The 18,232-nt window shown below is 55.1% G+C and carries 15 protein-coding genes and 3 tRNA genes; 1 reads left to right on the top strand and 17 read right to left on the bottom strand.

The genetic code is table 11. The features are described 5' to 3' along the window. Nucleotides 1-7: 7 nt before the first annotated feature. The 4 genes from Q5911_RS05125 to Q5911_RS05110 all read right to left on the bottom strand — a co-directional run bounded on the left by Q5911_RS05125 (nt 8) and on the right by Q5911_RS05110 (nt 6,075). Nucleotides 8-1,369, bottom strand: coding sequence for a glycoside hydrolase family 30 protein (locus Q5911_RS05125; RefSeq protein WP_226394424.1), 1,362 nt, complete (start codon nt 1,367-1,369; stop codon nt 8-10). Between the two features lie 14 nt (nt 1,370-1,383). Further along, entirely contained in the window at nt 1,384-3,384 is a 2,001-nt protein-coding gene (locus Q5911_RS05120; RefSeq protein WP_303181474.1) for a beta-galactosidase, read from the bottom strand. 101 nt (nt 3,385-3,485) lie between these two features. Then, nucleotides 3,486-4,877, bottom strand: coding sequence for an MFS transporter (locus tag Q5911_RS05115; RefSeq protein ID WP_226394426.1), 1,392 nt, complete (start codon nt 4,875-4,877; stop codon nt 3,486-3,488). A gap of 28 nt (nt 4,878-4,905) precedes the next feature. Continuing rightward, nucleotides 4,906-6,075: a glycoside hydrolase family 5 protein gene (locus Q5911_RS05110; protein WP_303181473.1), complete on the bottom strand. Its 1,170-nt coding sequence runs from the start codon at nt 6,073-6,075 to the stop codon at nt 4,906-4,908. A gap of 193 nt (nt 6,076-6,268) precedes the next feature. Between Q5911_RS05110 and Q5911_RS05105 the strand changes: the two genes are divergently transcribed. Continuing rightward, the gene (locus Q5911_RS05105; RefSeq protein WP_303181470.1) at nt 6,269-7,492 is read left to right on the top strand and encodes an AraC family transcriptional regulator; all 1,224 of its coding nucleotides are present in this window, start codon (nt 6,269-6,271) and stop codon (nt 7,490-7,492) included. 26 nt (nt 7,493-7,518) lie between these two features. On the opposite strand, the gene nspC is transcribed toward Q5911_RS05105, so the two are convergent. The 13 genes from nspC to Q5911_RS05040 all read right to left on the bottom strand — a co-directional run bounded on the left by nspC (nt 7,519) and on the right by Q5911_RS05040 (nt 18,174). After that, the gene (gene nspC / locus Q5911_RS05100; protein ID WP_303181468.1) at nt 7,519-8,664 is read right to left on the bottom strand and encodes a carboxynorspermidine decarboxylase; all 1,146 of its coding nucleotides are present in this window, start codon (nt 8,662-8,664) and stop codon (nt 7,519-7,521) included. A gap of 9 nt (nt 8,665-8,673) precedes the next feature. Continuing rightward, entirely contained in the window at nt 8,674-9,876 is a 1,203-nt protein-coding gene (locus Q5911_RS05095; RefSeq protein WP_076780416.1) for a saccharopine dehydrogenase family protein, read from the bottom strand. A gap of 30 nt (nt 9,877-9,906) precedes the next feature. Further along, nucleotides 9,907-10,767 carry an agmatinase gene (gene speB / locus Q5911_RS05090; protein ID WP_303181463.1) on the bottom strand — a complete coding sequence of 287 codons (861 nt, stop codon included), beginning with the start codon at nt 10,765-10,767 and terminating at the stop codon, nt 9,907-9,909. After that, nucleotides 10,757-11,608, bottom strand: coding sequence for a polyamine aminopropyltransferase (gene speE / locus Q5911_RS05085; protein WP_033124701.1), 852 nt, complete (start codon nt 11,606-11,608; stop codon nt 10,757-10,759). The genes speB and speE overlap by 11 nt, the downstream gene beginning before the upstream one ends. 3 nt (nt 11,609-11,611) lie before the next feature. Then, nucleotides 11,612-13,078, bottom strand: coding sequence for an aminotransferase class I/II-fold pyridoxal phosphate-dependent enzyme (locus tag Q5911_RS05080; RefSeq protein WP_033124700.1), 1,467 nt, complete (start codon nt 13,076-13,078; stop codon nt 11,612-11,614). Nucleotides 13,079-13,550: 472 nt separating this feature from the next. Further along, the gene (locus tag Q5911_RS05075) at nt 13,551-14,174 is read right to left on the bottom strand and encodes a DUF47 domain-containing protein (protein WP_303181456.1); all 624 of its coding nucleotides are present in this window, start codon (nt 14,172-14,174) and stop codon (nt 13,551-13,553) included. A 31-nt stretch (nt 14,175-14,205) separates the two neighbouring features. Then, nucleotides 14,206-15,258: an inorganic phosphate transporter gene (locus Q5911_RS05070; RefSeq protein ID WP_076780411.1), complete on the bottom strand. Its 1,053-nt coding sequence runs from the start codon at nt 15,256-15,258 to the stop codon at nt 14,206-14,208. A 25-nt stretch (nt 15,259-15,283) separates the two neighbouring features. After that, on the bottom strand, nt 15,284-15,946 hold the full coding sequence (locus Q5911_RS05065) for a potassium channel family protein (RefSeq protein WP_303181451.1): 663 nt from the start codon (nt 15,944-15,946) through the stop codon (nt 15,284-15,286). Between the two features lie 16 nt (nt 15,947-15,962). Next, entirely contained in the window at nt 15,963-17,276 is a 1,314-nt protein-coding gene (locus Q5911_RS05060; protein WP_033124696.1) for a TrkH family potassium uptake protein, read from the bottom strand. 28 nt (nt 17,277-17,304) lie between these two features. Next, nucleotides 17,305-17,718: a hypothetical protein gene (locus Q5911_RS05055; protein ID WP_303181447.1), complete on the bottom strand. Its 414-nt coding sequence runs from the start codon at nt 17,716-17,718 to the stop codon at nt 17,305-17,307. Between the two features lie 182 nt (nt 17,719-17,900). Then, a tRNA-Leu gene (locus tag Q5911_RS05050) sits at nt 17,901-17,980 on the bottom strand. A gap of 39 nt (nt 17,981-18,019) precedes the next feature. Further along, nucleotides 18,020-18,092, bottom strand: a tRNA-Lys gene (locus tag Q5911_RS05045). A gap of 10 nt (nt 18,093-18,102) precedes the next feature. Continuing rightward, nucleotides 18,103-18,174 (bottom strand) — tRNA-Gln (locus Q5911_RS05040). Nucleotides 18,175-18,232 lie beyond the last annotated feature (58 nt).

Raw genomic sequence — 18,232 nt, 5'->3', positions numbered from 1 at the left:
TCTCCTTCTACGCTTCTTTTTCCTTTTTTCCGCTGTTTTTTATCACACAGCTTGCGATGGCTCTGGGCTCCAGGGAAATGCGGCAGAGTTCTCCCTCCATGCGGATCACTGCCGGCAGCTTTTCGTCCGACTTATTCATAAAAATGCAGACGATATCACCGGAAGGATTTCTCCAGGCTGTCACATCCAGCTTCTCTGTGTATCTGGTGTGGGCGATGCGGACGGCCCCGGCCTCGATAAAGTGGGCGAAATGCCAGTAGTAACGGCAGATCCTCCGCTCCTCCAGCCGTTTCTCATCCTCGTGGTAAAGGTAGGGTGAGTCGCAGAAATTATTCTGGTGGTTGGGGCCGCCTTCCCCGTCCAGCAGGATATTCCAGTCATAGAAAGCCTGCATGCCGTGATTCAGATTTCCGATCATATCGTGGGAGAGGCGAATGGCGTTCTCTGTCTCCATGTCCTTGTCGTACTTGCCAAACTCCAGGCAGCTCTCAGACAGGATCAGCTTCTTGTCCGGGTACATCTGGCGCACCAGATCCAGGGCCTCAAAGTGGTCCCCGCTGTACCAGTGGAATGCAAGGCCTGTGATCATGTCATCTGTCTCCTTATCGATCAGTCCGCTGGCACGCTCAAAGAGCCTCTCTTTGTTGTGGTCCCAGCCGAAAATCTCCACATGTTCCAGCCCTCTTTTTTTCATCTCCGGGCAGAGGTGGTCTCTTAAAAATTCTTTTTCCTCCTCCACTGTGTAGACGCAGGAGTCCCATGTCTGCACAGCGGCGGGCTCATTCTGGAGGGACATGCGCTCCACTTCATATCCTCTCTTTTCAAACTCTTCTATATACCGGCAGAGATACTTTGCCCATCTGCTGTAGTATTCCTTTTTCAGCGATCCCCCGCCAATGCGGCTTCCGTTTGTCTTCATAAATTCCGGCGGGGACCAGGCGGAAAGCATCACCTTCAGCTTCTTTCCCGCTCTCTGCTGCGCCGCCTCAAGAAGAGGGATCATATATTTTTCCGTGTGGGCAAAGGAAAATGTATCCAGGTTCTCGTCCTCTTCATCCTCCACAGCCGAATAGAGCCGGGTGGAAAAATCACAACTGTCCATATGAAGGCGCACCCGGTTGTAGTGCATGCCCTCCTCCCCGAAATACATATCCAGCAGTTCTTCCTTCTGGTCTTTGTCCATCATGGAAAAAACATAGCCGGCGGCATCTGTAACGGCTCCGCCAAAGCCTTCCATGGTCTGGTATGTGAGGCCGGGATACAGGTTCACCACTTCATTTTCCGTCCCGTCCTCCGGGACAAAATCATATACTTCCATCTTTTTGTCCGGATAGATCTTCTCCGGGCTTTCTGTCATATATAAACGCACGTTTGTCTCCTCCGCTATTTTTCTCTCAGGATCAGTACATCCCAGTCTTTCAGATGTATGCGGTCATCCCGCCGGTAGCTCTTTCCTGTCAGAACATCCTCTGCCAGATCCCAGGGGCATGTAATGTCCCGCTCCTCCTGGCTGTAGTGCAGTACGTAATGCAGGTCTGCTCCTTCTTTTGTCCTGCCGCTTCTTATGGTCACAGGCCACGTGTACGCCGGAAGGGGGATTTTTGCATCTTTTGCCGCCTTCTGGTACACCTCTTTGAGAAGCTCTTTTTCTGTAAAGCATCCCACATACCAGGCTGCTCCGTTTCCGTAAGCATTTCTTGTGATCCCTGCGTACTCTCCCCAGTAGGGATGCTCATAGCCGGCTTCCCGGCCTGCGCTTTCCGGCTTCATAAGCTCCATAAAGTACTGGATCTTCTCTCCTTTGATCATGGCCCTGCCGGGTTCCGTGAACTGGTTGTAGGTCATGCCGAAGCAGTCTGTCAGACCGTGGGGCTGGGCATCCGGGTACACGCTGGCCTGCTCATCTGACACGAAGGAACGAAAAGAGCTGACAAGAACGCCGCCCCGTTTTACAAAGGCGTCCAGACGCCGGATGAGGTCCTCTCCGGCGCAGTAGAGAGCCGGGGTAACGATCATATCGTACCGGTCTTCCTTCAGCGCGTGCACATCCACTACGTCGCACTCCAGGTTCATCTCGTAAAGGCTGTCGTACATCCACCGCACCACATCGTTGTAGCTTAAGTCCCTGTCAATGGGGAACCATTTGAGGGCTGTGAGGGAGCGGTTGTCCACCAGCAGGGCGATCCTGTTTTTCTTTGTGAAGCCTGCCAGTTCTTCCGCGTGCTCCTTCCACTCCCGGCCGATGACGCAGGCCTCCCGGTAGGTGGGATTGGACTGAAGGTCGTGGCTTAAAAGTCCCCGCCAGTATGTCTCATAGCCGTTGTGGATGGAGTGCCAGTTCCAGTACATCTCCCCTGCCGCCCCGCTGGCCAGATGGCTGTAGGCGTGGAGGCGGAGCTGTCCCGGGTAGGGCGTCCAGTATTTAAAGGCCTGTGCCTGGCACTCCAGCACCAGGTAATTTTTATCCTGTAGGCTGCGGATGGAGTCCCCGCCAAAAGCGATCTCTGCTCCAGTCAGATCGTCCTGGGTGGGGTGGTAGATGTCCGTCCCCGCAATGTCCAGGCACCGGGATGCCTCCTGGTGGTTCAGATCCGGCTGCACCCCGTAGGAGTAGCCGTCCTGGGCAATGTCCGCCCCGAACTTCTTCCACGCAAAATCCAGATTGTGGGTGATGAACTGGTCCTCTCTTTTATACTCCCGCACAAGGTCCGCCTGCCAGGCGAGGAAGCGGGCCGCCACGGTCCTCTTGAAGGCCTCGTACTCTCCCACCAAACCGCCGTTGACGCAGCCTCTCATATCCGGCAGATCGTCCCAGCTGTGGATGGAATTGCTCCAGTAGGACAGATAGAAGGCTCTGTTAAATGTATCTGTATCTTTGTATTTCTCTTGCAGATGTTCCCGGAAAAGACGCTGCATCTCCTCCCCGTCATTTCCGTAGTGCTTTGTCTCATTGTCGATCTGAAATCCGATCACAGAAGGATGAAAAGCTGTGTGCTCCAGAAGCCTCCGGATCACTCTCTCCCCGTAATGCAGGTATGTGGGATTGAGTATATCGAAGATCTGCCGGTGCCCGTAGGCGGCTTTTCCCTCTTTTGTGGTGACCATGATATCCGGGTCTTTTTTTACAAGCCAGGAGGGGACCGCGTAGGTGGGGGTGCCGATGATCACCTTCATGCCTGTCTCCTCTGCCTTCTTTAAGACCTTATCAATATAAGAGAAATCGAAGACGCCGTCTTCCCTCTCCAGAGTGCTCCAGGTAGACTCCGCAATGCGCACCACGTTCATCCCGGCCTTTTCCATCATGTCAAAATCTTCATCTATTCTGTCCCAGGGCATATACTCCGGGTAATACGCTGTCCCAAAAAGCAGTTCTTTCCTCTCCATAATTCCTCCATATTGCAGACAAAGGATGCCGCGTGAACGCCATCCTTTGCCAAATTGCCAGATTTATTTTCTGCCGCCTGTCAGAGGCCGCTTTATATTTTTTAGTTGTCTCCTCTGTGCTTTCCTGCTTCCAGATCTGCCACAACCTGCCCGTAATACTTGTCCAGGTTGAACATAGCCATGCAGATGACACAGATCACGGATGTGATAACCGGTACCCATGCAAATGCCACAGTGATGGATGAAAGTGCAGATGCACTCTGTACTTCCAGGGCGGCGTCAAATCCGCCTGCATCCAGGATCCATCCAAGAGCAGCCGTACCGATACCAGATCCCACCTTCATACAGAAGGAAGAAGCAGCATTTCCCATGCCGGCTGTGCCGTATCCATTATACCACTCGCCGTAGGTAATTGCATCCTGCAGGCATCCGAACATAGTCGCTCCGCCGCATCCGAAGCCGATACCTTTGATGACAGATGATGCACAGATGATGCTGTAGTCTGTGGAGATACCGGAGATGACAAATCCAACTGTTGCGATGGCCATACCTGCCATGAACAGGTTTCTCTTGCTCACCTTCTTCATAAGGAACGGTGTAATGAACAGAGTAATGATCTGCGCGATGGAGAGCAGGTTGGATACCATTGCGTAGTATCCGTCGTTGCCCATGTTGTACATAGTAAAGTAAACGGCTGATCCGAAGAATGTGGACATCATAAAGTACATGGCAAACACGCTGATGACCATTAAGATCCAGTATTTATTTTTCACAAGTCCCTTCAGACCTTTGATAAAGGAGACTGTCTCACCTTTTCCGTCTGCTCCGCCTTCTACGACTCTCTCTTTACAGGTAAAGAACATAAACATATTGAGGATGACAAAGACGATCATCAGAACCACAAAAGTCAGTGTCCAGCCTCTCTGTGTGTAGGCATCCCCGCCGCCGAAGAAACCTGTCATCTTCAGAACCACTGTGTTGATGGTCATGGTTCCGGCTGTGGCCAGAAGGTTACGGAAGTTTCCGAGAAGACCTCTCTCGTACTGGTCTCTTGTCATCAGTCCCTGCATGGTAGCATAGGGAACATTGATTCCTGTATAGAAAATGGTGGAAACAAGGTTGTATGTAAGGAACATGTATGCGATCTGTACAGGGCCCGCAAAGCTGGAGGGCACGCTGAACATCAGCACGGTACATACAGCAAGAGGGATGCACAGTCTTGCGATCCAGGGACGGGCCTTGCCCCATTTACTGTGGGTATGGTCAACGATATATCCCATAGCAAGGTCTGAAAGACCATCCAGGATCTTGGAGACAGCGATGATGGAGGCTGCCGCCGCTGCGCTGGCTCCCACTACATTTGTATAATATACAAGGAGAAATGCACTGATGGCAGAATATACCAGGTTTCCTGCATAGTCTCCGATACCGTAGGCAAACCTTTCAAGGAATGAAAGCTTTGCGTTGGGGTTCATATCTGTTGTCTTGTTCATTGTTCTCTCTTCCTTTCACTTTACTCTCTTATGCTTCCTCAACCGGGAACCATCCGAAGTCCACGCAGCGTCCCAGATCCCAGCTGTCCCAGCCAACCCAGCCAGGTGTGTTCACTGTGTCTGTGAGAAGCTTCCAGCTCCAGTAGAAGTAACCGTTTCCGGCCTTCCATGCCTCAAGCTGCGCTTTTGCCACTGCGTTGTAGATCTCTTTCTTTCTCTCGTCGCTTACCACTTCCTGATCCAGACCTTCCACGCCGTTTAAGACAGTCTGTCCCCCCTTGGTATCCTGTCCCACTGCAAGAGAGTTGAAGAGGCACCACTCACCGCAGATCACCGGGAAATACTCCTTCATCTCCCCGATGTCCTTCTGCAGGTTCTTCACATAGCCGACGTAGCTTTCCACAGTCTGCTCACAGCCGTACAGCTCCGCCATCATGAGGTACTGGTGGGTATCCAGGACCACGCCCCTGTATTTATCCTCACGCATGAAATTCTTCCATGCTTTCAGGCGAAACGCGTCGTGGAACACCACATATTTATCTTCCGGCATATGTTTCCGGATCCTATCGTAGGCATCCAGGTAGAACTGACGGATGAACTCGATGGTGTTGGGCTTTGACCTTGCGCCCCTCTCCGCATCCACTGCCGGGTAGCGCTCCTGCACGTGCATGCCTTCCCACATGTCCTCGAGCACCGGCTCGTTGATGATCTCAATGCCCCACAGCCCTTTTCTCTGGCCGTAGCGCTCTGCCAGTCTCTCCAGCACGCTGAGCTCAAACTCCACCTCGTCCGGCTGCTGTGACCAGATGCACACGCCGCTCTCACCGCCATTGTCAAAGCCGTTCTGGCTGCCCGGCGCCGTATGGAGGTCGATGAGGATCTGAAGTCCGTACCGCTCTGCCCAGTTGAAGGCATTGTCCAGCTCTCCGATGCAGCCGATGAAGGGCTCTCTGTCCCCGAAGATAAAATAGGGAACCGGGATGCGGACCGTGTCCAGTCCCAGGCTCTTGATCCTTGTAAAGTCTCTCTCTGTAATGTACTCAGATCTGTGCATCTTAATGCGGGCCTCGTACACCTCCTTCGGCAGCTGGAGCGGGAGATTGTGCTCGTCCTCAGCTGTTGTTCCCTCGAATAATCCGGGGCTCATCCATTTCTCCAGGACAAGCCAGTTTCCAAGATTCACGCCTTTTACCTGCATGTCTTTCACTTTCCTTTCTTTCATGTTTTCTGAGCAAGCCTTTATCTGTCTCTTTCTGTTGGTTATTTTAGTCTCACGCGGAGTCATTTTATATTATCATTCTCAGTTTTTTATCACTTTTCACGGAAAAACTTTTGTGATATGATCATACTGTCACGAAGTGCGTAAGTACCGCTCAGAAAGGAGATGGCAGATGAATACAGAATATCTGATGCAGTATATATCTTACGGCCTCCACACCATGGTGAAAATATGGAACCGCTCCCCGGGGGCCGGCCCTTCCCCGAAAGTCTTTTGCGCAAGAAAAGATCTCCAGGACATCTATCTGACGGAAGACGCGCTTTTCCGTTTCCTGGACAGCCACGAGCAGGGCGGCTCCTACCGCTCCCTGCCTGTGCTTTTCTCTGTAAACAGGGAAATATACTACGCTTTTTCCCCCTCCTGGGACCTGGATTTTCTCATAGGCCCGGTCCGCTTCTCCTCCCCGGTCCGAATGAACCGGGACCTGGAGGCTCTGCCCCTGTCTGAGGAGGATGTGGCCGCCGCGCCGGAGTGTGAGTTCTCTGATTTCGCCTCCCATGTCCTCCTTGTCTACAATCTTCTGCACACCAGCTTCCTCTCCCTGAACGACCTGGTGACCGCCAACTGCATGGACAGTTCCATGGACGACGCCATCATGGAGGACTTTTCCTCCCTGGTCTTTGACCGGAGGGAGCAGGAGCAGCCCCACAATCCTTACGACCAGGAGCTGCGGGAATTTTCCAGCATCGAGCACGGGGATATAGAAATGCTGCGAAGGAGCCTGCAGGAGGACTACACAGGCAAGATCGGGACACTGGCCAAAGACGAGGTCCGCCACATGCGCAACCGGGGCATTGTGGTGGTCACCCTGGCAAGCCGGGCGGCCATCAGAGGCGGCCTGCTGCCGGAGGTGTCCTTCTCCATGAGCGACGTCTTCATCCAGCGCCTGGAGGAGGAGTCGGACACGGCTGTCCTGCTGAACATGATGCACCAGTTCGAGTTCAAATATACGGAGATGGTGGCGGACTTAAATTCCCAGAAGGCAGGCCGGCCAAGGAAAGACCAGAACCCCAGGGTGGACCAGTGCAAGGACTATATATTCAAGCATCTCCATGAAAAAATCCGCATCCAGGACATTGCCGACGAGCTGTACCTGAACGCGAATTATCTGTCCGAGATCTTCCGCCAGTATGAGGGCCTCACCATCACGGAGTTCATCCTCCAGGAAAAGGTAGGGCTGACAAAAAACCTGCTCTCCTACTCCCCCTACTCCTACAGTGAGATCGCCGCCTACCTGGGCTTTTCTTCCCAGAGCCACCTGGGAAAGATCTTCAAGAAGCACACCGGCATGACGCTGAAGCAGTACAGGGATCAGTACGGCGTGCGGGAATTCTGAGTTCCCCTCCCATGGAAAAGGCAGGCTTAAGAAAGCCTGCCTTTAAAATCCTCATAGCCGAACCGGCGCACCAGCTCCCTGCTCCCGTCCTCCCTCTCAAGGACAATGTCCGGAAGGGCCATGCCGTTGAATGTATTGTTTTTTACCATGGAGTAGATGGCCATGTCCTGGAACTCCAGCACGTCCCCGGTCTCCAAGGGGCGGTCAAAGGAGTAGTCTCCGATCACATCCCCTGCCAGACAGGTAGGGCCTGCCAGACGGTATGTGAAGGCTTTCTCCCCGGGAAGGCCTGCCCCGGAAAGGGGCGGGCGGTAGGGCATCTCCAGCACGTCCGGCATATGGCAGGCGGCAGAGGCGTCCAGGATGGCTGTCTGCACGCCGTTTTCCGTGATCTCCAGCACACTGGTCTGAAGCGTCCCGGCCTGCAGCGCCACCGCCTCCCCGGGCTCCAGATAGACTGTCCCTCCGCAGAGCTTCTGCACCCGGCGGATGCACTGCTTCAGCGTCTCCATGTGGTACCCCGGGCGGGTGATATGATGTCCGCCGCCCAGGTTCACCCACTTCATCTTCGCCATGTACACACCGAACTTTTCCACCACTGCATCCAGGGTCACTGCCAGGGCGTCCGCGTCCTGCTCGCACAGAGTGTGGAAATGCAGCCCCTCTATCCCCTCCAGCAGGTCCGGCGTCTCCGCAAGGGCCCTCTCAAGCTGGGAGAGGGTAGTCCCCAGCCGGGAGCCGGGGGCACAGGGATCGTAGATGGCGTGGCCCTCCTGGGTGGAGCACTCCGGATTGACACGAAGTCCCGGGCTCCTCCCCGCCGCCAGGATCTGCCTCTTGTATCTCCGTATCTGCTGGGGGGAGTTGAGGACTATGTGTCCGCAAAGGGAGAGGATTTCGCCCATCTCCTCCTCCCGGTAGGCGGGGGAGAAGATGTGGTTCTCCTTCCCCATGCACTCCGCCCCCAGCCTGGCCTCGTAGAGGCCGCTGGCTGTGGTCCCTGCCAGATAGTTTCCTATGAGGGGGTAGACCCGGAACATGGAGAAGGCCTTCTGAGCCAGCAGGATCCGGCATCCCGTCTCCCGGGCCAGGCCGGCAAGCTGCTCCAGATTTTCCTTAAGCGCCCGCTCCTGCACGATGTAGCAGGGCGTATGTATCTTGCTTTCTCTCATCTTTCTCTCCTAGTCCACCAGCTCCGGGTCCTCGCTGACCTTCCAGGGAAGTCCCCACTTGTTCAGCGCTTCCATGAACGGATCCGGGTCAAACTCTTCCATATTATACACGCCCGGCTTCTTCCATGTGCCGTTTAAGATCATCATGGCGCCGATCATGGCCGGCACGCCTGTAGTGTAGGCCACTGCCTGGGAGCCCACCTCTTTGTAGCACTCCTGGTGATCGCAGGTATTGTAGATGTAGATCTTCTTCTCTTTTCCATCCTTCTTTCCCACAAAGATGCAGCCGATGTTTGTCTTGCCCTTTGTCCGCGGTCCCAGGGAGGAGGGATCCGGCAGCACGGCTTTTAAGAACTGCAGGGGCACAATCTCTTTCCCCTCAAACATAATGGGTTCAATGGAGGTCATCCCCACATTCTCCAGGCACCGCAGGTGAGTGAGATAGCTCTCCCCGAATGTCATAAAGAAGCGGATCCTCTTGATGCCAGGGATATTGAGAGCCAGCGACTCGATCTCCTCGTGGTGGAGAAGATACATATCCTTCGGGCCGATCTCCGGGAAGTTGTAGACCCGCTTGATCTCCATGGGCTCTGTCTCCACCCAGTGTCCGTCCTCCCAGTAGGAGCCTTTGGCGGACACCTCCCGGATGTTGATCTCCGGGTTGAAGTTGGTGGCAAAGGGATAGCCGTGGTCTCCCGCATTGCAGTCCAGGATGTCGATATAGTTGATCTCGTCAAAATAGTGCTTCAGCGCGTAGGCGGAGAACACACTGGTCACTCCCGGATCAAAACCGCTTCCAAGAAGGGCTGTAAGGCCTGCCTTCTCGTAGGCGTCCCGGTAGGCCCACTGCCATTTGTACTCAAATTTTGCCGTGTCCTCGGGCTCGTAGTTGGCCGTGTCCACATAGTGTACGCCGCAGGCCAGGCAGGCGTCCATGATATGAAGATCCTGGTAGGGAAGAGCCAGGTTCAGCACCACCTCCGGCTCCACTTTTTTGATGAGCGCCTTCAGCTCCTCCACATTGTCCGCATCCACCTGGGCAGTGGTGATCTTTGTCTTTGTAGTGCCCTCCAGCTTCTCCTTCAGCGCGTCACACTTGGACACGGTGCGGCTGGCGATGCAGATCTCTGAAAACACCTCGCTGTTCTGGCAGCATTTCTGGATAGCCACGCTGGCCACTCCTCCGCATCCGATGATCAGTACTTTTCCCATTTCTAATATCCTCCTTTTCTTCTCTCTTTTCTATTTTGTTCCAAGGGCGATGAGCATCTCCCTTATGATCTTGCATGCCGCGGCCGTGGAAGCCCCTGTGGGGTCAAAAGGCGGGCTCAGCTCTGTCACGTCGCACCCGATGACCTCTGCCTTCCGGCACACTTCCGTCACGGCTCTCTGCAGCTCCATATAACTTACGCCTCCCGGCTCCGGCGTCCCTGTCCCGGGAAAGACGGACGGGTCCATCACATCCAGGTCCACCGTGAAGTACACCGGGACGCCCTTCAGTTTCTCCAGCGTCTCCCCCAGCCCCTCCAGGGTGAAAGGATGAAGATCCGTGTGTCCCTCCCGGGCCCAGGCAAACTCCGCCCTCTCCCCGGAGCGGATGCCGAACTGGTGGATGCGGCCATCCCCCAGCAGCTCCCAGCACCGCCGAAGGACGCAGGCGTGGGACAGCTCCACCCCCAGGTAATCCTCCCGCAGGTCCGTGTGGGCGTCAAAGTGCAGGATGTGAAGATCCGGATATTTCCGGGCCGCCGCCCGGACACTTCCCAGGGTCACCAGGTGCTCTCCCCCGATGAGGAAGGGCAGCTTCCCGTCCCGGAAGATCTCCCCGGCCGTCTCCTCGATCTGATCCAGCACCTTCTCCGAACTTCCGATGGCCAGCTCCAGATCCCCCATGTCAAAGACCCGGCACTCCTCCAGGCTTCTGTCCTGGTAAGGGCTGTAAGTCTCCAGCCCGTAGGAGTCCGTCCGGATGGTGCCACCGGCAAAGCGGGTCCCCGGCCGGAAGGAGGTGGTGGAGTCAAAAGGCGCCCCGTAAAGGACAATGTCCGCCTCCTCGTAGGTACAGTCACATCCCATGTAATCTACAATATTTTTATTCAACATCTTCCAGCAGCTCCTCCACATAGACCGGCAGGGCGAACACCCCTGCGTGCAGTCTCGGTTCATAGTATCTTGTGCGGATGCCTTTCAGCTTCCAGGCCACGGCGTTTAAATCCTCCAGGGGGTGGTACTTCTTTGACGCAAAGCCAAAGAGCCAGTGCCCCGACGGGTAGGAGGGCAGATGGGCCTGGTACACCCGGCAGATGGGAAAGGTCTCCACGATCCGCTTGTGCATCCGCTGGCACTGAAAAGCCTCCTCCGTGTAAAAGGGACTCTCATTCTGGTTGACCATGATGCCGTCCTCCCGGAGGGCATTGTAGCAGTTCCCGTAAAACTCTTTTGTGAACAGTCCCTCCCCGGGTCCGAAGGGGTTGGGAGAGTCGATGATGATGAGGTCGTACCGGTCTGTCTGGGAGCGGATAAACCGCAGGCCGTCCTCGTGAAAGATCTCCACCCTCTCATCGTTGAGACTGCAGGCGATCTCCGGGATATATTTCCGGCAGACCTCCACAAGAAGGGGATCCATCTCCACCACATCGATGTGGCGGATCTCCTCGTACTTGATCAGCTCCCGGACCACACCGCCGTCGCCTCCGCCGATGACAAGCACGTCCTCCACATGGGGGTGCACCGCCATGGGCACGTGGGTGATCATCTCGTGGTAAATGAATTCATCCTTCTCTGTCAGCATCAGGTCCCCGTCCGCCACAAGGATCCGGCCGAACTCCCGGGAGTCCAGCACATCGATCCGCTGGAACTCGCTCTGGGCGCTGAAAAGCTGTTCCTTGATGCGGATGGACAGCTTCACGTCCTCTGTGTGTTCATCTGAAAACCACATTTCCATGGTCTACACGCCTCCCTTCTTCTCTGTGACAACATTGAGCTTCTCGATCTTCTCATCCTCCGGCCCGGTCATGGAGCAGCCTTTCTCCTTGGCGTAGAGGATGTACTCGATGATCTCGTCCGTGATCTCCTCCCCCGGCGCCAGGATGGGGATCCCCGGCGGATAGCACATGACGAACTCACTGCAGATCCGCCCCTCCGCCTCCTGGATGGGGAGCTGTTCCTTGGGCGCGTAGAAGGACTCCTGGGGCGTCATCACCACCCGGGGCGGTATGTACTCCTGGGAGAGCATACCTGTCTTGTCCTTCTGGTAACGCCGCTTGATGTCCGCCAGGGCGCTGACCAGGCGCTCCACCTCCTGCTTCCTGTCGCCGATGGACAGGTAAGCCAGCATGTTTCCCAGATCCCCGAACTCGATCTGGATGTCGTACTCATCCCGCAGGATGTCGTACACCTCGATGCCGGCCAGGCCAATGTCCAGGGTGTGGACAGACAGCTTTGTGGGGTCGAAGGCATAGACGCTGTCCCGGTTCACCAGCTCATCGCCAAAAGCGTAGTAGCCGCCGATCCGGTTGATCTCCTCCCGCGCGTACTCTGCCAGCTCCGCTACCTTCGCGAAGGCCTCCCTCCCCCGCAGGGCCAGATTTCTCCTGGAGATGTCCAGGCTGGAAAGCAGCAGGTAGGAGGCGCTGGTCGTCTGGGTCAGATTGATGATCTGCCGCACGTAGCCGGGGTGCATGTCCTTCCCCACCAGGAGGAGGGAGCTCTGGGTCAGGCTCCCGCCGGACTTGTGCATGCTCACCGACGCCATATCCGCCCCTGCGGCCATGGCTGTCACAGGGAAGTTTTCCCCGAAGTAAAAGTGGGTGCCGTGGGCCTCGTCCACCAGCACCTTCATGCCGTGGCTGTGGGCCGCCTCCACAATGGTCCGAAGATCGGAGCAGATGCCGTAGTATGTGGGGTTGTTCACAAACACGGCCACCGCGTCCGGGTTGTCGCGGATGGCCTGCTCCACCTGCTCCACTTTCATGCCAAGGGAGATCCCCAGATGCCGGTCCACATCCGGGTTCACATACACCGGCCTTGCGCCGCACAGGACAAGGGCATTGATAATGCTCCTGTGGACATTCCTCGGCATGATGATCTTATCCCCCTTTTTACAGCAGGCCAGGGCCATGCTCTGGACCGCCGATGTGGTGCCGCCCACCATGAGAAAGGCGTGGGCCGACCCGAAGGCCTCCGCCGCCAGCTCCTCCGCCGCCTTGATCACAGAGACCGGATGGCACAGATTGTCCAGCGGCTTCATGGAGTTTACATCGATATTGACGCACCTGTCCCCCAGAAGCTCTGAGAGCTCCGGGTTCCCTCTTCCCCTCTTGTGCCCCGGCACGTCAAAGGGCACGATCCGCATCCTCCGGAACTGCTCCAGCGCCTCGTAGATGGGGGCATCCTCCTGTACATATTTTTTCATGCTTCACTCACTCCTTCCTGCAGCGCCTGCGGTCCCGCCGGAGGACTCTTATCCTGCCCGGGCGTCCCAGGGACTTTCCGGCAGAACAAAAAAACGCAGGCAGAAGGGCACCTTCCACTTGCGTTTCATCACTCTATCACAAATATACATACAGACACACCCGCAGAAAAATCCTTTCGCGTTTCCTGGTGTCATGTTATGGACAGATATGGGACCTTTTAGAGTCTATATAGCAAATATTTTTACTTTTACTACTCTTATTGACCGTTTCACAAGTTTTGTATGCCTTTTTGCACACTGGTTATAAAGTAACCAACTTATAAAATTTGAGCTTCTAACTCAATCAATAAGGCAGCCTGTCTCTCTGCTGCCGAAAAAATATTTGCATGGAAGCCATATCTGTTTTCCATACGTGTTTACTTATATCATATTTTTTGTAAACATGCAAGAAATATTTTCGAAAAAAACCGGTCTAGGAATTTTTCATCACAACCTCTTCCACCACGTCCGCCACGTGCTCGCAGGCGTCCGCGCACTTCTCCAGGTAGGTGTAGATCTCTCTCCAGGCCAGGATCTCCAGCACATCTCCTACCTCCGTATGGAGCGCCCTCATGCTGGCAAAATAGATCCTGTCCGCCTGCTCCTCCAGGGAGTTGATGCGGATGATACTCTCATTCAGCTTTTTGGAGCGGCGGAAATCCGGGAACTCCTTCACAAGGGCGCACACCTCCTCCGTGCAGGCGATGACGATGTCCAGCATCCTGAGGGCGTCCGGACGGATGGTCTGCACATTGTTCATGTAGATGCGGATGAAGACCTCCTCCGCCTTGTCAGTCAGCTCATCGATATTGTAGCTTAAGGATATGATGTCCTCCCTCTCAATGGGGGTGATGAAGGCCTTGGCCAGCCGGTCTGTGAGCTGATGCTTCTTTTCATCCGCCTCGTGCTCGATCCGGTGGATCTCCTCCATATTCTCCTCCATTTTCGCCGGGTCATAGGCCGTCAGCTTCTCCTTCAGAAAATGGGTTGCTTTTCTTGCAAGCTCCGCACACGCGGCAAAATTATCATAATAAAACGCGTCCTGTTTTTTTGACATTGTTCTTTTCTCCTTTTCTCCTGTATTTTACTTAAAAGACAGCCATGAATATCTTGGCCATCACAAAGCTGATAATGCCGCACCCCGGGAATGTGAAGATCCAGGTGAGCATCATGTCCTTCACCACATTAAAATTAATGGCGGACAGCCGCTTCACCGCACCCACGCCCATGATGGCGCTGGTCTTTGTGTGGGTGGTGGATACAGGGATGCCGAACACGCTGGAGAGGAGCAGACAGAAGGCCCCTGCCAGGTCGGCAGAAAAGCCCTGGTAGCGCTCCAGCTTCACCATGTCCATGCCCACGGACTTGATGATCTTCTCTCCTCCCACGCTCGTCCCAAGCCCCATGACGATACTGCACAGGAGCATGAGCCACACCGGGATCTCCATGCCGCTGACCGAATTCTGGCCGTTGCAGAAGGCGATGCCAAGGAACAGCACGCCGATAAATTTCTGGCCGTCCTGAGCCCCGTGCATGAAGCTCATGGCGGCGGCGCCCACGATCTGGGCTCCCCCGAAGAACCGGTCCGCCCTGCGCCTCTCCATGTTCTGACAAAGGACCGTGATGGCCCGGCAGATGACCCAGCCGGTGATAAATCCGAGAGCCAGGCTCAGCACAAGGCCGTAGATGACCTTGACCCACTCCGCCCCGTTGATGCCGCCCACGCCGCCCTGGATGGCGATGGCGGCGCCGGATATGCCCGCAATGAGACTGTGGCTCTCACTGGTCGGAATGCCGAAGACCGAAGCGGCCACACTGTACACCACGATGGAAATGAGGGCCGCGCACAGGGCCACCAGAGCCTCCTGGGTATTGCTGCCGAAGTCCACCATGTTGCTTATGGTGGATGCCACGGAGCTGTTGATCTGGGTCATGACAAACACACCCAGAAAATTGAAGGCCGCACTCATCATGATAGCCGTGCGGGCCGGCAGACATCTCGTCGTCACGCAGGTGGCGATGGCGTTGGGCGCGTCCGTCCATCCGTTGACGAAGATCACTCCCAGCGTCAGGAGCAGCGTAATGACAAGGACCGGGCTGCCGGACATGGCATCCAGGAAATAACTTAACGAAACATCCATAAACCTTTTCCCTCCCGCCTGCTGTTTACAGGCTTTCCTCAAATGTATTGATATTGTCAGCCTTTCCGATGACTACGATGATGTCGCCGTCCTTAAGCTGGTAATCAGGCTGCACCTCTATGGTAGTCTCGCTGCCGCTCTCTATGGCAATGATGTTCAGGCCGTATTTCCGCCGGAGCTGGATCTGCTCCACGGTTTTTCCCACCATCCTCTCCGGGATGCGGATCTGTGTGATCTGCACGCTGTGGTCCAGGGGGATATAGTCCAGGAAATTCCCGGACAGAAGCCGGCGTCCCAGACGCAGTGCCATATCCCGCTCCGGGTAGACCACCTCGGCGCCCAGCTTTTTCAGCACAGCGCCCTGCTCCGGCGACAGCGCCTTGGCGATGACCCTGGGAACTCCTATCTCTATCACGCTCATGGTAGTCAGGACGCTGACATCCACCTTCTCGCCAATGCAGACGATGACCACGTCGCAGTTGTGGATACCCGCCTCCCTCAGCGCCTCCATGCTCAGGTCATTTGTCACAAAGGCATAGTCTGTATAATTTCGCATTTCCCGTATGGAGCTCTCCTCCCGGTCCATGACGATGACGTCATTGTCGGACTCTGCCAGCGTCACGGCAAGTGCCATGCCGAAGCGTCCCAGACCAATGACTCCGTATGTTAATTTCGATTTTTTCCTCATGATTTTTTCTCCTCTATCAGCCGATGGCAATATTCTCCTCTGAGTAGCGTATCTTCGGTTCCGGATGGCTGATCCAGATAGTGAGGAGCGTAAACGCTCCCAGTCTTCCGATAAACATGACAAAGATAATGACGATCTTGGCCGCCACACTTAAGCCAGGCGTGATGCCCGTGGAAAGTCCTACCGTTCCAAAAGCGGACACCACCTCAAAGAACACCTGTATAAACGTGCGGTCCGGCTCCAGCACACACAGAAGGAAGGTGGCCACGCACACCACCATCATGGACAGCACGGTGATCATGCTGGCTTTTGAAATATTCTGCCGGGAAATACTTCTCCGGAACGCGCAGACATTTTTCTTCACACATGCGCTCCTGGCCGCCTGGAACAGCACAAAAAAGGTGCTGGTCTTGATACCGCCTCCGGTGGATCCCGGCGAAGCGCCGATGAACATGAGCACGCACAGGACGAAAAGCCCGGCGTTCGTGAAATCTCCGATGGCATAGGTGGAAAATCCCGCCGTCCTGGCCGACACGCTCTGGAAAAACGCTCCCAGCCAGGAAATATCCTCCGTGGCCTTTAAAAGCAGCGTGCCCGCGATGATCAGCACAATGCTGGTGGAGATGACCACCTTGGAGTGGAAGGACAGCTTTTTAAAGCACCTTTTCTTTGCAATGTCCAGAATGACCAGAAAGCCCAGGCCGCCGAATATGATCAGCCCGGCCGTGGTCAGGTTCAGAAGGACGCTGTCCTGGTAAATGGTCAGGTTCCGAAGTCCTCCCAGGATGTCAAATCCCGAGTTGTTGAAAGCCGCGATGGAGTGGAAAATGCTGATCCCCACCGCGTGGAGCGGCTCATGGTCCCGGCTGAACACAGGGTAGCTTAAGATAGCCCCGGCCGCCTCAAAGAGAAGCGTCATCAGGAGGACAGACCGTATGAGGCGCACCATCCCCTTGTAACTGTCCACGTTCAGGGCTTCCTTCACGAGAAGCCTTGTCTTGATACTCACCCGCTTTCCTGCCGCCAGCATCAGTCCCACGCCCACCGAGGTCACTCCCAGGCCGCCGACCTGTATCAGCAGAGCCACCAGTCCCTGCCCGAAGGCCGTAAAATGGTCCGCCGTGTCGATGGCGATCAGCCCCGTCACACAGACAGCGCTTGTGGATGTAAATAGCGCGTCGATGAAGGACACATGCGCTCCGTCCTTCACAGATACAGGCAGACACAAAAGCACGGCCCCCAGAAGGATCACTGAGGCAAAGCCTATCGCTATCAGCCGCCCGGCAGGCTGTCTCTTAAAAAATCCGATAAGTGTTATTCTGCTTTTCATTTTTTACTCCTGTTTTCTGCAAGTGATGTCACATTGTCAGCAAAACAGCTTCTCTCTTTTTTCCATCTTTCTGATACAGGATAAATAGATCGCACAGAAACCGTGCAGGAAGATATGGGTCCGGTTTCAGGAGCACCGCCTTTTTCCTCATGCGGGCGCACAGGAACAAAGCTGCCAGAGCAGGACAGCACAGCCATGTCAGCCACTGCCCTCTGCCAGCGCCATGCTTTGTCCGCCCTGCCGCCGTACTTACCAGGGTTCCCCCCGTCTTATGGCTCGCGCTCTCGTCCAGACACACGTCATACAGGCTCATCCCGCAGGAGTTGTCTATATGACAGATACCGGCGTGTGTGCCGGTGGGCGGTACATCTGAAGCCTCTCCTCTTAGAAAAAGGCTGGAAGGCGCGGCCACACAGATGATGGCCATTGCTATAATCAACATGACTGTTCTGAATTTGCGGTGCATCTTTTACAGCCCTCTCTTACAAGAAATTTTACATTCATTTTACAGTAGCAAACAATATTTCTTATATCATTAATTGTCCCGGCTGTCAAGCACCAGAAAAGAGAAGCGGCCGGGCGCTGCTTTTCGCAGCATCCGACCGCTTCCCAAACAAAAATACATGCGGATGACAGGAATCGAACCTGCACACCGAAGTACCAGATCCTAAGTCTGGCGCGTCTGCCAGTTCCGCCACATCCGCAGGATGAAAAAACACGCAGCCTTTTTAGCTGCGTGTCAGTGAGCGTGCGGGGATTCGAACCCCGGACAACTTGATTAAAAGTCAAGTGCTCTACCACCTGAGCTACACGCCCATACATAAAACTGGGCTAGTTGGATTCGAACCAACGAATGCAGGAGTCAAAGTCCTGTGCCTTACCGCTTGGCGATAGCCCATTAAAAAGGGTGGGTAGTGGGACTCGAACCCACGATATCCAGAACCACAATCTGGCGC

Origin of the sequence: Lachnoclostridium phocaeense (assembly GCF_959599685.1) — a bacterium.
Taxonomy (GTDB): domain Bacteria; phylum Bacillota; class Clostridia; order Lachnospirales; family Lachnospiraceae; genus Claveliimonas; species Claveliimonas monacensis.
Note: the sequence above shows the minus strand (reverse complement) of the source record. Positions and strands in the feature narration are given on the sequence as shown.

What these genes read in the sequence shown, in the direction of transcription:
- Q5911_RS05120 (WP_303181474.1), bottom strand. Translation starts at nt 3,384, where the DNA reads ATGGAGAGGAAAGAACTGCTTTTTGGGACAGCGTATTACCCGGAGTAT.
- Q5911_RS05115 (WP_226394426.1), bottom strand. Translation starts at nt 4,877, where the DNA reads ATGAACAAGACAACAGATATGAACCCCAACGCAAAGCTTTCATTCCTT.
- Q5911_RS05110 (WP_303181473.1), bottom strand. Translation starts at nt 6,075, where the DNA reads ATGCAGGTAAAAGGCGTGAATCTTGGAAACTGGCTTGTCCTGGAGAAA.
- Q5911_RS05105 (WP_303181470.1), top strand. Translation starts at nt 6,269, where the DNA reads ATGAATACAGAATATCTGATGCAGTATATATCTTACGGCCTCCACACC.
- nspC (WP_303181468.1), bottom strand. Translation starts at nt 8,664, where the DNA reads ATGAGAGAAAGCAAGATACATACGCCCTGCTACATCGTGCAGGAGCGG.
- Q5911_RS05095 (WP_076780416.1), bottom strand. Translation starts at nt 9,876, where the DNA reads ATGGGAAAAGTACTGATCATCGGATGCGGAGGAGTGGCCAGCGTGGCT.
- speB (WP_303181463.1), bottom strand. Translation starts at nt 10,767, where the DNA reads ATGTTGAATAAAAATATTGTAGATTACATGGGATGTGACTGTACCTAC.
- speE (WP_033124701.1), bottom strand. Translation starts at nt 11,608, where the DNA reads ATGGAAATGTGGTTTTCAGATGAACACACAGAGGACGTGAAGCTGTCC.
- Q5911_RS05080 (WP_033124700.1), bottom strand. Translation starts at nt 13,078, where the DNA reads ATGAAAAAATATGTACAGGAGGATGCCCCCATCTACGAGGCGCTGGAG.
- Q5911_RS05075 (WP_303181456.1), bottom strand. Translation starts at nt 14,174, where the DNA reads ATGTCAAAAAAACAGGACGCGTTTTATTATGATAATTTTGCCGCGTGT.
- Q5911_RS05070 (WP_076780411.1), bottom strand. Translation starts at nt 15,258, where the DNA reads ATGGATGTTTCGTTAAGTTATTTCCTGGATGCCATGTCCGGCAGCCCG.
- Q5911_RS05065 (WP_303181451.1), bottom strand. Translation starts at nt 15,946, where the DNA reads ATGAGGAAAAAATCGAAATTAACATACGGAGTCATTGGTCTGGGACGC.
- Q5911_RS05060 (WP_033124696.1), bottom strand. Translation starts at nt 17,276, where the DNA reads ATGAAAAGCAGAATAACACTTATCGGATTTTTTAAGAGACAGCCTGCC.
- Q5911_RS05055 (WP_303181447.1), bottom strand. Translation starts at nt 17,718, where the DNA reads ATGTTGATTATAGCAATGGCCATCATCTGTGTGGCCGCGCCTTCCAGC.